We start from the raw sequence: 14,474 nt of genomic DNA on the forward strand, positions 1-14,474 counted from the left end.
CAACCAGTTCAGCGCTGGGTAAACGGCCTCAGCGCCTGATGCGCCGGGCTCTGCTCATCCAGCGGCTGCTGGCGCTTGGAGCCCAGGTAGCGCTCGCTGAATACGTCCAGGTAGGCATCCAGCGCGTCCCCGGCGCGGCGGTCGCCGGCCAGCCCCAGACACAGTGCCGCCACTTCCGCGGTACACAGGTGCTCGTCGAACTTGGAGCGGCGCAGGCGGTAGCGCGACAGCGCATCGGGGGTAATGCTCAACACCGGGAAACGGTCCAGGTACGGGCTCTTGCGGAACATCTTGCGCGCCTCGTTCCAGGTCGCGTCCAGCAGGATGAACAGCGGGCGCTTGCCCTCCTGGGGCACCACCTCGGTCACCACCCGCTCGGGCTGGACGAACTCGCCGGGGAAGACCACATAGGGCTGCCACTGCGGATCGTCGAGCAAGGCCACCAGGGCCGGATCGACCTCGATGCGCGACCAGCCGAACGCCCAGGTGTCGGGCACCGTCTCGGCGATCAGCCAGCCGGTGTTGCTGGGCTTGAGCGGTTCGGTGTCGAACATCACCAGGCACATCGCCGCGTTCGACTCCACCTGCGGACGCAGGTCGCACATGCAGTAGTTCGGCCGCAGGCGGCAACCGGCGCAACGCGGCGAGCGCGAACCACGGGCCACGAACGGCTTGACGCAACGGGCCAGGCGCTCATCGCGCAGACGGGCAACGGCGTGGCTCATGGCTGCGCCGCCGCGATGGAAGGAAGGAATCGGAACATCGATGACTCGGACAGAACGACGAAGGCAGGCCGGCGATTGTACCAGAGCCGCCCCCGCCCCGATCCGGACGACCGGCGAATCGCCCGCAGCGGGCGTTCGCCGTCCGTGTGACAACTGTTTCTCGGCACGGACTCGCTTTTCAGGGACAATGGCGGCCTTGAAATAACCGGCGAACCCAAATCGGTCCGCACGGTCGAATCGGCACCATTGTCAGGAGATGCCCATGCTGCGCCTCACCGCCCTCGCCCTCTGTCTCGTCCTCCCCGTCGCGCACGCGGCCTCGAAGAAGGACTACGAACTGTCCAGCATGCTGGACAAGGTCGCCAAGGAAAGCAGCGAGGGCACCCCGCGCGCGATCAACGAGGACATCCTCGACCAGGGCTATACCGTCGAGGGCAACCAGCTGATCAACCACCTCAGCGTACGCGCCAGCCACGCCGAGCGCATGCGCGCCAACCCCGACAGCGTACGCAGCCAGCTGGGCGACAGCGTCTGCGCCAACACCGGCTACCGCCAGCTGCTGGCCAAGGGCGCGATCCTCACCTACAGCTTCACCGAGTACAAGACCAACGCCCCGGTCGCCACCGAGCGCTTCGATGCCGGCAGCTGCAAGATCAAGCTGCAGAAGTAACCGCGCCCCGGCATGCTCGACAAACTGCAGTTGCTGAAGATCGCGCGCACGCCGATGCCCTTCGGCAAGTACCAGGGACGCATGCTGGTAGACCTGCCGGAAGAGTACCTGCTGTGGTTCCACCGCAAGGGTGGGTTCCCCAAGGGTGAGCTGGGCCAGCTGATGCAGCTGACCCTGGAGCTGAAGATCGACGGCCTCGACGGCCTGATCAAACCGCTGAAACGCTGAACCCCGCGCAACCGTCCGCCGACGGTTGCGCGTCATGCCTCAGCGCAGCAACGCCGGATCGCCCAGCCCCGCCACTGCCGCCGCCTCCTCGGGCGTCAGCAGAGCCGTGCGCGGCACGTCCATCAGGCGTGCACAGGCGACCAGCACATTGGCCCAGCAGGCGCGGTTGGCGAACAGCATGCCCGCCTCGTCGAGCGTGCCGCCCTGGTTGCGGTAACCCAGTACCGAAGTTTTCAGCGCGTTCGGCAGGATCGGCCAGAGATGCCCACGCGCCACTTCCGGGCGCATGTGGGTCAGCAATATCCGGCGCTCGCATTGGTCCGGGAACAGCCGGGCGGTCAGCGCCTCGTCGGCGACCGCCTGCAGTTCCCAGTTGTCGCGCGGCGCGCGGAAGCGGCCAGGCTCCTGCAGGTACACCAGCCGGTACGGGTAACCGGCCTCCTCCAGGCGCATCGCTGCGCGGCGCATCTCCGTCAGTTGATAGCTGCCGTTGGCGATCAGCAGCAGCGGATCGGCGCCCGGATGCTCCTCCAGCACCAGCGCGCCGTCACGGGCCAGTTGCTCGGCCTGGGCAGGACTGAACTCCGAGGGACGTTCGCGCTTGGGAATCACCATGCAGGCCAGTTGCCCACGGCTGCGGTAGATCTCCGGCAGCAGCGCCAGCGCGCTGTTGTGGTCGGCGGGGAAGACCACCCGCACCATGTCGCTCATCTCGCCGAGCAGCGCCTCGCAGAAGGTGGTGTCCTGGTGCGACTGCTGGTTCTTGCCGTTCTCCCAGGTGTGCGAAGTCGCCACCAGCGGCCAGCCGAGCCATCCGGCGGGGCGGCCGACTTCCTTCTGCTGGCGGGCGAAGATGAGCGTCTGGCGCACCGCACCCAGCATCTTCACGCAGAAGGCTTCATAGCTCGCCACCAGGTTGAGCCCGCCCTGGTTGGCCAGGCAGGCGGAGACCACCGCCTCCTCGTTGAGGGCGGTGATCACCCGTCCGTCGACTGCTTCCAGCTCACTCTCCGGCTCGCATACCCGATGCTTTAGCGCCTTGAGGACACCGCCCAGGCGATTGCTCGCCAGCTCGTCCGGGTTGCCGACGCGAGCGCGCAGGTCGGTGTTCGCCGCGCACAGGTCCACGTAGAAGCGGTCCAGGGCCGCCATCGGCGAGCAGAAATCGCTGCGGTAATGCAGTTCGGGGATCGACGGTTCGATGGGGCGGCGCACCGCCAGTGGGTTGTCCCGCTCCAGCCCCCGGCCCGCGCGTGAGGCGCTGAACAGCGCGCAGGCATCACTCAGGGCGTGCGGCTCGACCCAGAGCGGCGCCACATGCTGGTTGAACAGTTCGCGCGCGCGCGCATCCTCGCTCGGGTTGCCCGGCAGCGGCAGGTTGTGTGCGGCATTGCTGCCGGCGCCATAGAAGCCGTAGCCCTTGACCGTTTCGGCGATACCGTAGGGAATCGGCAGGGGATAGCGGAGGATGCCGCGGGCCATTTCCTCCACCCGGTGCTCCAGCCGCTGTTCCATTTCCCACAGGGCACAGACGAACGCCGCCGGGTCACGACCGTCGAAGCTGATGGGGTCGAAACCGCAACGGCGCAGGTGCTGCTTGAAGCCTTCGAGCCCCTCATGGGTGCCCAGGTCAGTGCGCTGTTCGATGCGCCGGCCGTTGGCGATCATCACCGGCAACGCCGCGCCGCAATCCTCGGCGCGCCACCAGCGGGGAATCCAGTCGCTGCCGCGCTGCTCCTCGGCGGCGCCGTCGGAGAGAAAGGCCACCAGGGTTTCGCCTGGCAACGGCATGTGCGCATACATCAACTCGGCAAAACCGAGGTAGCCGCCTTCGGCGATACCGCCGGCGGTATGCGGATTGACATGGCTGCCAAGCGGCGCGGCCACCCTGCCGTCGGATGCCTGGACATAGCTGTAGAAGTCCTGCACCAGCCGATTCAGCCCGGCCTCGCCCTGCCCGTAGGCGGCGGTCTGTTCCGCATGCAGATTGCCGGTCAGCACGTTCAACGCATCGATCGCCGCTACGCAATGCCCCTGCCCCATCAGCCAGCCCCGCGTCTTGCCGCTCAAGGCATTGAGCGCCAGGTAGCCGGCGTAGGCCGGCACTATGTTCAACGCACCACCGGTATGCCCCTCGGGCTGCGCCTTGAAGTCCTCGGCCTCGAGCGGCGCGCCGTCCAGGCGCACGCGGCGGGCATAGGTCATGTGCGCCACCAGCCAGAGGCCGGCGCAGGTGAGTTGGTCCAGCGCGCCGAACAGTCGGTAGACACTGGCCAGGTCCGGCTGGAGGCGGTACTGGACCAATTGATGAGCCATGCGGAAGACCGCCGCCTGGGTCTGCGGGCTATGCTGAAGCGGACCTCGGCCATGCAGCCATTGGGCATATGCCGGTTCGGCGGACGCATGGGCGGCAAGCTCTTCCGGGCTGGGCAGGATCTGGGACATGACGACTCTCCTGGGGTATGACAGGGAGTCTAGGTCGCCAGACCGAGGGGGCGCTGACATGTATCAACGCCCCGTCCGACCAATCGGGCAAGGCTGAAAGAAAATTCCGACCAGGAGGCGACATGGCGCTACTCACCTTCATCGGTGCGATCCAGGAAGTCACCGGTTCCTGCTACCTGCTGGAAACCCGTGATGGCGTACGCGTCTTGCTCGAATGCGGCATGCGCCAGGGACGCAGCCCGAGCAAAGGCACCCGCGACAACGAAGCGAGCAACCGCACGCCCTTCCCGTTCGACCCCAAGGCACTCGACGCGGTGGTGCTGTCCCACGCCCATCTCGACCACAGCGGCCTGCTGCCGCGCCTGGCCAAGGAAGGCTACAAGGGGCCGATCTATGCCACCGAATCCTGCTGCGACCTGCTGGAGCTGATGCTGATGGACTCGGCACACATCCAGGAAAAGGACGCCGAGTGGGAGAACAAGTGGCGCGCTCGCCTCAACCGGCCGCCGGTCCAACCGCTGTACACCCTGGAGGACGCCTCCCGCGCACTGAACCAGCGCCGGCCAGTCAGCTATGGCAGCACGGTCGAAGTCGCGCCGGGCATTCGCATCACCTTCCACAACGCCGGCCACATCCTCGGCTCGGCCATCGTCGAGATCGAGATCCACGAATTCGGCACGACCCGCCGCCTGGTGTTCTCCGGCGACCTGGGCAGTACCTGCTCGCCACTGATGCGCACGCCAACGCCGCTGACCCGCGCCGACGTGGTCTTGCTGGAATCCACCTACGGCGACCGAGATCATCGCGACGCCAACGAGACGCTGCTGGAACTGGCCGGAATCCTGGCGCAGGCCCAGCGTGACGGCGGCAACGTGCTGATCCCGTCCTTCGCCGTCGGTCGCACCCAGGACCTCATCTACTATCTGGGCCGTTTCTACCAGGAAGGTCGCCTGCCGCAGCAGGTGGTCTACCTCGACAGCCCAATGGCCGCCCAGGCCAACCGCATCTACCTGCAGCACATCGGCGAAATCGCCGACGTCGACCGCGAATACATGCGCGGCACCGGCACGGCGAAGGTGGGCGAGTGGCTGCCGATCCTGCGCACCACCCAGAGCGCCGAGGAATCCATGGCGCTGAACCGCATCCAGAGTGGCGCGATCATCATCGCCGGCAGCGGCATGTGCACCGGCGGACGGATCGTCCACCACCTCAAGCACAACCTCTGGCGCGAGGAGTGCCATATCGTCTTCCCCGGCTTCCAGGCCAAGGGCACACTGGGCCGCGCCATCGTCGACGGCGCCGAGTCGGTGCGCATCCTGCGCCAGCGCATCGGCGTGAAAGCGCAGATCCACACCCTCGGCGGGTTCTCCGCGCATGCCGGACAATCGCAATTAATTCAGTGGGTTGGCCACTTCGAACACAAACCCGAGCTATACCTGATACATGGCGAACGAGAAAAAATGGATGCGCTGCAGAGAGCACTCCACGAACGCCTGAACTGGAACGCGAACATTCCGGAACCGGGGGACCGGATAGCGATCTGAAGTGGAGGTCTCACGGACTGTCACACCCCGCGTGTCAGACTGCACAGGCCTCCTGCATGAGACCTGCGCATGACGCACGCGATTTCCGTCCCGACGACACCTTGCGTGACAGGCCGCGGCGCATGGACAGGCCAACAGGGGTTGATGAACAAGGAGTATCAACATGCCCTATGAGCCCGACGACTACCTCTCCAGACACTTCCAGACCAGCGGCACCGACCTGACGCAGAAGATCGAGGAGCTGGCCGAACTGGCCGCCCCCGGCAACAGCCAGAACCTGCCGCTCTACCGCGAGATGCTCACCACCGTCGCCCGCATGGCCCAGGCCGACCGCAACCGCTGGGACGCCAAGATCATGATGCAGACCCTGCGCGAGATGGAGCACGCCTTCAGCACCCTGGAGCAGTTCAAGCGTCGCCGCAAAGTCACGGTATTCGGCTCGGCCCGCACACCGGTCGACCATCCGGTCTACACCCTGGCCCGCGAATTGGGCGAAACCCTGGCCCGCTACGACATGATGGTCATCACCGGCGCCGGTGGCGGCATCATGGCGGCGGCCCATGAAGGCGCCGGACTGGAAAACAGCCTCGGTTTCAACATCACTTTGCCCTTCGAGCAGCACGCCAACCGCATCGTGGACGGCACCAGCAACCTGCTGTCGTTCCACTTCTTCTTCCTGCGCAAGCTGTTCTTCGTCAAGGAAGCGGACGCCCTGGTGCTCTGCCCCGGCGGCTTCGGCACCCTCGACGAGGCGCTGGAAGTGCTCACCCTGATCCAGACCGGCAAGAGCCCGCTGGTCCCCGTGGTGCTGCTCGACCAGCCCGGCGGGCATTACTGGGATCACGCACTGGAATTCATCAAGGAACAACTGGAAGACAACGGCTATATCCTGCCCAGCGACATGAACCTGATGAAACTGGTGCACTCGGCCGACGAGGCAGCGGAAGAGATCGCCCAGTTCTACAGCAACTTCCACTCCAGCCGCTGGCTCAAGGATCGCTTCGTGATCCGCCTGAACCACCCCCTGAGCACTCGCGCGCTGGAACTGCTGGAACAGGAGTTCGGCAGCCTCTGCGTAACCGATGGCTTCCACCAGCAACCCTACAGCGAATCGGAACTGGACGAACCGGAGTTCTCCCACCTCACCCGCCTGGCCTTCGCCTTCAATGGACGCGACCAGGGGCGGCTGCGTGAACTGCTGAACTTCATCAACCAGCCGGAAAACTGGGCACGTTGATTCACAGCCCCAAAATGACGAAGGCCCCCGAGTGGGTGCCTTCTTCGTTTCAGTCGTCCGACCGTCGACCGCTCAAGAGTCGACTGATGGCTTCCATCGAGTATCCCCGATAGCTCAGGAACCGCCCCTGCTGGGCCCGCTCGCGGGCGTCCTGCGGCAGCCGGGCGAACTTGCGACGCCAGACCTCGCGCAGGTTTTCACTCCAATCGACGCCCGATTCGCTCAGGGCATTGTCGATTTCGCCACGGGGCAAACCGCGTTGCGACAGCTCCTCGCGAATCCGCACCGGACCGTATCCGGCCCGCGCACGGCTGGCGATGTAGCTTTCCAGGTAGCGGCTTTCGTTGAGCAACCCCTCCTCGGCCAGACGGTCGAGGGCGGGGTCGATCAGTTCCTGCGCAGCACCGCGTTGCCGCAGCTTGCGCGAGAGCTCCGCCCGGCCGTGCTCGCGTCGTGCCAGCAGGTCCATGGCGACCCGCCGCACCGCGACGGGGTTATCGAGCTCGACGGACATGGCTATCAGTAGTCGGCTTCAGCTTCCGCTTCGGCTTCCGCCGCCGCGAGTTCGGCCTTGGTCGGCGCCGGCTGGTTGGTCAGCAGCTGCTCGCGGATGGCCTTGTCGAGGGTGTTGCAGATCTCGGTGTTGTCTTCCAGGAACTTGGCGGCATTGGCCTTGCCCTGGCCGATCTTGTTGCCCTGGTAGCTGTACCAGGCGCCGGATTTCTCGATCAGGCCCAGTTGCACGCCCAGGTCGATGATCTCGCCGGTGCGGTAGATGCCGCGGCCGTACATGATCTGGAACTCGGCCTGACGGAAGGGCGGCGCGACCTTGTTCTTCACGACCTTGACGCGGGTTTCGCTGCCGACCACCTCGTCGCCTTCCTTCACCGCGCCGGTACGACGGATGTCGAGACGGACGGAGGAGTAGAACTTCAGCGCGTTACCGCCGGTGGTGGTTTCCGGGTTGCCGAACATCACACCGATCTTCATACGGATCTGGTTGATGAAGATGACCAGGCAGTTGGCGTTCTTGATGTTGCCGGTGATCTTGCGCAGGGCCTGGGACATCAGGCGCGCCTGCAGGCCGACGTGCTGATCGCCCATCTCGCCTTCGATTTCGGCCTTGGGTACCAGGGCCGCCACGGAGTCGACGATGATCACGTCAACGGCGTTGGAGCGCACCAGCATGTCGGTGATTTCCAGGGCCTGTTCGCCGGTGTCCGGCTGGGAAACCAGCAGGTCGTCGACGTTGACGCCCAGCTTGCCGGCGTAGTCCGGGTCCAGCGCGTGTTCGGCGTCGACGAAGGCGCAGGTGGCGCCAGCTTTCTGAGCCTGGGCGATGACCGACAGGGTCAGGGTGGTCTTACCCGAGGATTCCGGACCGTAGATCTCGACGATACGGCCCTTCGGCAGGCCGCCGATGCCCAGGGCGATGTCCAGGCCCAGCGAGCCGGTGGAGATGGCCGGAATGGCCTGACGCTCATGGTCGCCCATGCGCATGACCGCGCCTTTGCCGAATTGGCGTTCGATCTGTCCCAGGGCCGCGGCCAGGGCGCGCTTCTTGTTCTCGTCCATTGAAGTCCTCGCGAAGTCAGGGGGCCGGACGGCCACGAACAACTGTATAAGTAGCCAGTATTATTCCACAGGGCAAGCCGCTCGCCTACCCCTGGAGCGGATTTTCCCCGTCCGCCAGTCGCAACAGCCCGGCCAGAGCGGTCGCCACGGTCTGCCGGCGCACCGCCTCCCGATCGCCGGCATACAAACGGCGTTCGCTGAACACTTGTTCGCCTTTCCGCCAGGCCAGCCAGACTGTGCCTACAGGCTTCTCGGCAGAACCGCCATCCGGACCGGCAACTCCGCTGACCGCCACGGCGATATCCGCACCGCTGCGCGGCAAGGCTCCGGCAACCATGGCCTCGACCACTTCACGGCTGACGGCGCCGACCGTGGGGAACAGCTCGGCCGGCACGTCCAGCTGGCGGGTTTTCTGCGCATTGGAGTAGGTGACGTAGCCAGCCTCGAACCAGGCCGAGCTGCCGGGAATGCGCGTGATCGCCTCGGCGATCCCGCCGCCGGTGCAGGATTCGGCGGTGGTGACGCGCAGCTTGCTGGCGGCCAGCCGCTCACCCAGTCGGGCGGAGAGTTCAGTGATCGAAGAATCGGTGACGGGCACGGTGCGCTCCGGGGTTAAAGAAGGTCAGGCGGATACCGTACACTAGGCGCTTTTGCATGTTGAAGCCGGACAGCCAGAAGCCATGAGTCAGAGCGACCTCTCCGCCCACACACCGATGATGCAGCAGTACTGGAAGCTGAAGAACCAGCATCCGGATCAGTTGATGTTCTACCGCATGGGCGACTTCTACGAACTGTTCTACGAGGACGCCAAGAAGGCCGCCAAGCTGCTCGACATCACCCTAACCGCGCGCGGCCAGTCCGCCGGCAATTCCATTCCCATGGCCGGCATCCCCTTCCACTCCGCCGAAGGCTACCTGGCCAAGCTGGTGAAGCTGGGCGAGTCGGTGGTGATCTGCGAGCAGATCGGCGACCCGGCCACCAGCAAGGGCCCGGTGGAGCGCCAGGTGGTGCGCATCCTGACTCCCGGCACCGTCAGCGACGAAGCGCTGCTGGACGAGCGCCGCGACAACCTGATCGCCGCCGTGCTGGGCGACGAGCGCCTGTTCGGCCTGGCCGTGCTGGACATCACCAGCGGCCGCTTCAACGTCCAGGAAATCAAGGGCTGGGAAACCCTGCTGGCCGAACTGGAGCGGATGAACCCCGCCGAGCTGCTGATCCCCGACGACTGGCCCCAGGGCCTGCCGGCGGAGAAACGCCGTGGCGCGCACCGCCGCGCGCCCTGGGACTTCGATCGCGACTCGGCGAAAAAGAGCCTGTGCCAGCAATTCGGCGTGCAGGACCTCAAGGGCTTCGGCTGCCAGGAACTGACCCTGGCCATCGGCGCCGCCGGCTGCCTGCTGGCCTACGCCAAGGAAACCCAGCGCACCGCCCTGCCGCACCTGCGCAGCCTGCGCCATGAGCGCATCGACGATACGGTGATCCTCGACGGCGCCAGCCGCCGCAACCTGGAGCTGGACACCAACCTTGCCGGTGGCCGCGACAACACCCTGCAGTCGGTGGTCGACCGTTGCCAGACCGCCATGGGCAGCCGCCTGCTGACCCGCTGGCTGAACCGCCCGCTGCGCGACCGCGCCGTGCTCGAAGCGCGTCAGGAGTCCATCGCCTGCCTGCTGGAGCGCTATCGCTTCGAGATCATCCAGCCGCAGCTGAAGGAAATTGGCGACGTCGAGCGCATCCTGGCCCGTATCGGCCTGCGTAACGCCCGCCCCCGCGACCTCGCCCGCCTGCGCGATGCCCTCGCCGCCCTGCCCGAGCTGCAGAACGGCATGACCGAACTGGAAGCCCCGCACCTCGGCCAACTGGCGGTCAACATCCGCACCTACCCGGAACTGGCCGACCTGCTGGCCCGCGCCGTGATCGAGAACCCGCCGGCGGTGATCCGCGATGGTGGTGTGATTGCCCGTGGCTACGACGCCGAGTTGGACGAGCTGCAGATGCTCAGCGAGAACGCCGGCCAGTACCTGATGGACCTGGAAACCCGGGAAAAGGCCCGCACCGGCCTGCCGAACCTGAAGGTCGGCTACAACCGCATCCACGGCTACTACATCGAACTGCCTCGCGTGCAAGCCGAGCAGGCGCCCGCCGACTACATCCGTCGGCAGACCCTGAAAGGCGCCGAGCGCTTCATCACGCCGGAGCTGAAGGCCTTCGAAGACAAGGCGCTGTCCGCCCAGAGCCGCGCCCTGGCACGTGAGAAACAGCTTTACGAAGAACTGCTGGAACTGCTGATCGCCCAGTTGGCGCCGCTGCAGGACACCGCCGCTGCGCTGGCCGAACTGGATGTGCTGTCGAACCTTGCCGAACGCGCGCTGAACCTCGACCTGAACCGCCCGCGCTTCGTCGAGGAGTCGGGCATCCTGATCGAGCAGGGCCGTCACCCGGTGGTCGAGCAGGTTCTGGACACGCCGTTCGTCGCCAACGATCTGAACCTCGACCAGGACACCCGCATGCTGGTGATTACCGGCCCGAACATGGGCGGTAAATCAACCTATATGCGGCAAACGGCGCTGATCGTGCTGCTGGCGCACATCGGCAGCTTCGTCCCGGCTGCGCGCTGCGAGCTGTCCCTGGTGGACCGCATCTTCACCCGTATCGGCTCTTCCGACGACCTCGCTGGCGGCCGCTCCACCTTCATGGTGGAAATGAGCGAAACCGCGAACATCCTGCACAACGCCACTGACCGCAGCCTGGTGCTGATGGACGAAGTGGGCCGCGGCACCAGCACCTTCGATGGCCTGTCGCTGGCCTGGTCCGCCGCCGAGCATCTGGCCAGGCTGCGCGCCTTCACGCTGTTCGCGACCCACTATTTCGAGCTGACCGTGCTGCCGGAAAGCGAACCGGCGGTGGCCAACGTGCACCTCAACGCCACCGAGCACAACGAGCGCATCGTCTTCCTGCACCACGTATTGCCCGGCCCGGCCAGCCAGAGTTACGGCCTGGCGGTAGCCCAGTTGGCCGGCGTGCCAGGTGCGGTAATTCAGCGCGCCCGCGAACACCTGGCTCGTCTGGAAACCACCAGCCTGCCCCACGAAGCCCCGCGCTCGAATGACCCGAAAAGCCCGGCGCCGCTGCAGAGCGACCTGTTCGCCAGCCTGCCGCACCCGGTTGTCGACGAGCTGATGCGCATCAGTCCCGACGACCTGACACCGCGCCAAGCTCTCGATTTGTTATATGCATGGAAGATGCGAGTCTGACGGACCGTGAAACAAGCTGCTAGAATCGCGCGCGCTTTGCCGCCCGCCTGAGGAGAGAATTAGAAAATGACCTTCGTCGTCACCGACAACTGCATCAAGTGCAAATACACCGACTGCGTGGAAGTCTGCCCGGTCGACTGCTTCTACGAAGGCCCGAACTTCCTGGTCATTCACCCGGATGAGTGCATCGACTGCGCCCTGTGCGAACCGGAGTGCCCAGCCCAGGCGATCTTCTCCGAGGACGAGGTCCCGGATGGCATGCAGGAATTCATCGAGCTGAACAAGGATCTGGCCGACGTCTGGCCGAACATCACCGAGAAGAAGGATTCGCTGCCGGACGCCGAAGAGTGGGACGGCAAGCCGAACAAGCTGCAACACCTGGAGCGCTGATCTCAGCGATCTGCAGAAATATGAAGGCCCGCCTCGCGCGGGCCTTTTGCTTTCAGCTGCAGCACTTTTCTGCGGGCAAAAAAAGGGGCGGGATAACCCGCCCACTCTTTCTTCCTTTCTTCATCATCCTGATGAATCGCATCCTGCGATGTCCTGACCGGTATCCTTACCGGGTGCGCCTTTCCGTGTACGCAGGAGTGATATTACTCGGCTCCCGCAGCGCAGCAACCGGGTCAGTTTGCCCCAAGAGCTCGCCTCTCACGCTGACACAGAACAATAAAATCCTTATAAAACAATAAGATAAATAATTAAGAAGCCCTGGCGAGCAGTATTTCAAGCTGAACGCTCACACGCCTTGTAAGCGAATGCTTACATCACGACGCATAAAAAAGCCCGGAATTCTCCGGGCTTTTTCGTGGTCGACCATTGTTATCGGATCGAGGCGTTACTGGAACAGGGCATCGCTGGAGAGACCGTTCTTCTCGAGGATCTCACGCAGACGCTTGAGGGCCTCGACCTGGATCTGGCGAACCCGCTCGCGGGTCAGGCCGATTTCCTGCCCGACCTCTTCCAGGGTGCTGCTTTCATGCCCGCGCAGGCCGAAGCGGCGAATCACCACTTCCCGCTGCTTATCGGTCAGCTCCGACAACCACAGGTCGATGCTCTCGCTCAGATCGTCATCCTGCAGCAACTCGCAGGGATCGGTGGGCCGATCGTCCGTGAGCGTGTCGAGCAGCGTCTTGTCGGAATCCGGGCCGAGCGAGACGTCCACGGAGGTCACCCGCTCGTTGAGACCGAGCATGCGCTTGACCTCGTCCACCGGCTTCTCGAGCAGGTTGGCGATTTCCTCGGGAGAAGGCTCGTGGTCCAGCTTCTGGGTCAGCTCGCGAGCCGCCCGCAGGTAGACGTTGAGTTCCTTGACCACATGGATCGGCAGGCGAATGGTGCGGGTCTGGTTCATGATGGCCCGTTCGATGGTCTGTCGAATCCACCAGGTCGCATAGGTGGAGAAGCGGAAGCCACGCTCCGGATCGAACTTTTCCACCGCCCGGATCAGCCCGAGGTTGCCCTCTTCGATCAGATCGAGCAGCGAGAGGCCGCGATTGACGTAGCGCCGCGCGATCTTCACCACCAGACGCAGGTTACTCTCGATCATCCTCCGCCGGCCGGCCGGATCGCCCCTCTGCGCAAGACGCGCGAAGTGGACTTCTTCTTCCGGGGTCAGCAGCGGCGAAAAGCCGATTTCGTTCAGATACAGCTGGGTCGCGTCGAGCGCCCGGGTGTAGTCGATGTGCTTGTGTTGCTTGAGAGAGGAGAGTGGAGAGGCTTTGGGAGTGACTTGAAGCGATACCTGCTCTTCGGCAAGCGATTCTTCAAAGATGATGCCAGGCTCGAGAAGGAGCACTTCATCATCGACGTCAAACTCCGGCCCTTCTTTTTTGAGTGCCATGTCGTTATCCCTTGCTGAGTTCGACAACAAGCCCCGGTGCGTCCTTATCCTTAGGACACCGAGGCCCGCTCACCCACGCCGGGGAACAGCAAACGTCAACGATTTGGCAGGTATTGCAGAGGATCGACAGGCTTACCCTGGCGGCGAATCTCAAAGTGCAGCTTCACCCGGTCAGTCCCTGTGGAGCCCATCTCGGCAATGTTCTGCCCGACTTTGACCTGTTGCCCTTCCCGCACCAGCAACCTGCGGTTGTGACCGTAGGCGCTTACGTAGGTATCGCTGTGCTTGATGATCACGAGTTCGCCGTAGCCCCGCAAACCACTACCGGCGTACACCACCGTGCCATTAGACGCAGCCAAGACAGGCTGGCCCAATTGCCCAGCTATATCAATCCCTTTATTCAAACTGCCGTTTGATGCAAAACGCCCAATCAGCGTGCCATTGGTTGGCCATATCCAGCCACTTACACCACCGCCCGAGGGTGCCGGAGTTGGGCTGCTGGCGCTGGCCTGCGACGAGGGCGCTGTAGCGGAAGAAGTCGGTTTACTGGCACTGGACGTATCGGAAGCCGGTTTATTGACAACTACCGGTGCGACGGGCGCGGTAGTTTTGGCGACGGACGGTTGTATCGCAGACGGGCCGCCATCGAAACGAATCGTTTGCCCGGGCCGGATGGTGTAAGGCGCGTCGATCTTGTTGCGTGCGGCCAGGGCTTTCCAGTCCCAGCCATAGCGGAAGGCAATGGAGTACAGGGTGTCGCCGCGACGTACCACGTACTGGCCGCTGGTCACCGCCGGTTTGCGCGCGGAAGCGCCGCCGTCGACCACGGTGGTGCCGCTGCGAGATGAGGTAGAACAGGCCGCCAGCAGAGAGCAAACGGCAATGGCCAGCACAGCGTGCCCCAGGCCCTTGATCCAGTTCCGTTGTCGCAGGGTCGCTGTCAAGCTCACCCATCC

The 14,474-nt window shown here is 64.5% G+C and carries 13 protein-coding genes; 6 read left to right on the top strand and 7 right to left on the bottom strand.

The features are described 5' to 3' along the window. Positions 1-8: 8 nt before the first annotated feature. Complete coding sequence (locus J5M67_RS11315) at positions 9-725, bottom strand: tRNA-uridine aminocarboxypropyltransferase (RefSeq protein WP_207885404.1); 717 nt, start codon at positions 723-725, stop codon at positions 9-11. Positions 726-987: 262 nt separating this feature from the next. Between J5M67_RS11315 and J5M67_RS11320 the strand changes: the two genes are divergently transcribed. Together J5M67_RS11320 and J5M67_RS11325 are read left to right on the top strand one after the other, a co-directional pair. Further along, a complete protein-coding gene (locus tag J5M67_RS11320; protein WP_207885405.1) occupies positions 988-1,395 on the top strand; it encodes a quorum-sensing-regulated virulence factor family protein in 408 nt (135 codons plus the stop codon). A gap of 12 nt (positions 1,396-1,407) precedes the next feature. Beyond that, positions 1,408-1,623, top strand: coding sequence for a DUF3820 family protein (locus J5M67_RS11325; protein ID WP_207885406.1), 216 nt, complete (start codon positions 1,408-1,410; stop codon positions 1,621-1,623). Between the two features lie 39 nt (positions 1,624-1,662). Here J5M67_RS11325 and J5M67_RS11330 read toward each other — a convergent pair whose 3' ends face one another. Beyond that, the gene (locus tag J5M67_RS11330) at positions 1,663-4,068 is read right to left on the bottom strand and encodes a xylulose 5-phosphate 3-epimerase (protein ID WP_207885407.1); all 2,406 of its coding nucleotides are present in this window, start codon (positions 4,066-4,068) and stop codon (positions 1,663-1,665) included. A gap of 122 nt (positions 4,069-4,190) precedes the next feature. On the opposite strand from J5M67_RS11330, the gene J5M67_RS11335 reads away from it, so the two are divergent. Both J5M67_RS11335 and J5M67_RS11340 read left to right on the top strand, forming a co-directional pair. Then, on the top strand, positions 4,191-5,612 hold the full coding sequence (locus J5M67_RS11335; protein ID WP_207885408.1) for an MBL fold metallo-hydrolase RNA specificity domain-containing protein: 1,422 nt from the start codon (positions 4,191-4,193) through the stop codon (positions 5,610-5,612). Between the two features lie 163 nt (positions 5,613-5,775). After that, a complete protein-coding gene (locus tag J5M67_RS11340) occupies positions 5,776-6,849 on the top strand; it encodes an LOG family protein (RefSeq protein ID WP_207885409.1) in 1,074 nt (357 codons plus the stop codon). 49 nt (positions 6,850-6,898) lie between these two features. Here J5M67_RS11340 and recX read toward each other — a convergent pair whose 3' ends face one another. The 3 genes from recX to J5M67_RS11355 all read right to left on the bottom strand — a co-directional run bounded on the left by recX (position 6,899) and on the right by J5M67_RS11355 (position 9,022). Further along, positions 6,899-7,363, bottom strand: coding sequence for a recombination regulator RecX (recX, locus tag J5M67_RS11345; RefSeq protein WP_207885410.1), 465 nt, complete (start codon positions 7,361-7,363; stop codon positions 6,899-6,901). Between the two features lie 5 nt (positions 7,364-7,368). Further along, positions 7,369-8,424: a recombinase RecA gene (gene recA, locus J5M67_RS11350; RefSeq protein WP_152224972.1), complete on the bottom strand. Its 1,056-nt coding sequence runs from the start codon at positions 8,422-8,424 to the stop codon at positions 7,369-7,371. An 85-nt stretch (positions 8,425-8,509) separates the two neighbouring features. After that, complete coding sequence (locus J5M67_RS11355; protein WP_207885411.1) at positions 8,510-9,022, bottom strand: CinA family protein; 513 nt, start codon at positions 9,020-9,022, stop codon at positions 8,510-8,512. Positions 9,023-9,104: 82 nt separating this feature from the next. Between J5M67_RS11355 and mutS the strand changes: the two genes are divergently transcribed. Continuing rightward, complete coding sequence (gene mutS / locus J5M67_RS11360) at positions 9,105-11,678, top strand: DNA mismatch repair protein MutS (RefSeq protein WP_207885412.1); 2,574 nt, start codon at positions 9,105-9,107, stop codon at positions 11,676-11,678. 66 nt (positions 11,679-11,744) lie between these two features. Next, on the top strand, positions 11,745-12,068 hold the full coding sequence (gene fdxA, locus J5M67_RS11365; RefSeq protein ID WP_207885413.1) for a ferredoxin FdxA: 324 nt from the start codon (positions 11,745-11,747) through the stop codon (positions 12,066-12,068). Positions 12,069-12,513: 445 nt separating this feature from the next. Here the strand turns inward: fdxA and rpoS are convergent, their stop codons facing one another. Further along, the gene (gene rpoS / locus J5M67_RS11370; protein ID WP_207885492.1) at positions 12,514-13,518 is read right to left on the bottom strand and encodes an RNA polymerase sigma factor RpoS; all 1,005 of its coding nucleotides are present in this window, start codon (positions 13,516-13,518) and stop codon (positions 12,514-12,516) included. Between the two features lie 95 nt (positions 13,519-13,613). After that, entirely contained in the window at positions 13,614-14,450 is an 837-nt protein-coding gene (locus tag J5M67_RS11375; RefSeq protein ID WP_243434630.1) for a peptidoglycan DD-metalloendopeptidase family protein, read from the bottom strand. Between the last annotated feature and the right edge of the window lie 24 nt (positions 14,451-14,474).

The organism is Pseudomonas sp. 30_B, from assembly GCF_017491605.1.
Lineage (GTDB): Bacteria > Pseudomonadota > Gammaproteobacteria > Pseudomonadales > Pseudomonadaceae > Pseudomonas.

What these genes read in the sequence shown, in the direction of transcription:
- J5M67_RS11315 (WP_207885404.1), bottom strand. Translation starts at nt 725, where the DNA reads ATGAGCCACGCCGTTGCCCGTCTGCGCGATGAGCGCCTGGCCCGTTGC.
- J5M67_RS11320 (WP_207885405.1), top strand. Translation starts at nt 988, where the DNA reads ATGCTGCGCCTCACCGCCCTCGCCCTCTGTCTCGTCCTCCCCGTCGCG.
- J5M67_RS11325 (WP_207885406.1), top strand. Translation starts at nt 1,408, where the DNA reads ATGCTCGACAAACTGCAGTTGCTGAAGATCGCGCGCACGCCGATGCCC.
- J5M67_RS11330 (WP_207885407.1), bottom strand. Translation starts at nt 4,068, where the DNA reads ATGTCCCAGATCCTGCCCAGCCCGGAAGAGCTTGCCGCCCATGCGTCC.
- J5M67_RS11335 (WP_207885408.1), top strand. Translation starts at nt 4,191, where the DNA reads ATGGCGCTACTCACCTTCATCGGTGCGATCCAGGAAGTCACCGGTTCC.
- J5M67_RS11340 (WP_207885409.1), top strand. Translation starts at nt 5,776, where the DNA reads ATGCCCTATGAGCCCGACGACTACCTCTCCAGACACTTCCAGACCAGC.
- recX (WP_207885410.1), bottom strand. Translation starts at nt 7,363, where the DNA reads ATGTCCGTCGAGCTCGATAACCCCGTCGCGGTGCGGCGGGTCGCCATG.
- recA (WP_152224972.1), bottom strand. Translation starts at nt 8,424, where the DNA reads ATGGACGAGAACAAGAAGCGCGCCCTGGCCGCGGCCCTGGGACAGATC.
- mutS (WP_207885412.1), top strand. Translation starts at nt 9,105, where the DNA reads ATGAGTCAGAGCGACCTCTCCGCCCACACACCGATGATGCAGCAGTAC.
- fdxA (WP_207885413.1), top strand. Translation starts at nt 11,745, where the DNA reads ATGACCTTCGTCGTCACCGACAACTGCATCAAGTGCAAATACACCGAC.
- rpoS (WP_207885492.1), bottom strand. Translation starts at nt 13,518, where the DNA reads ATGGCACTCAAAAAAGAAGGGCCGGAGTTTGACGTCGATGATGAAGTG.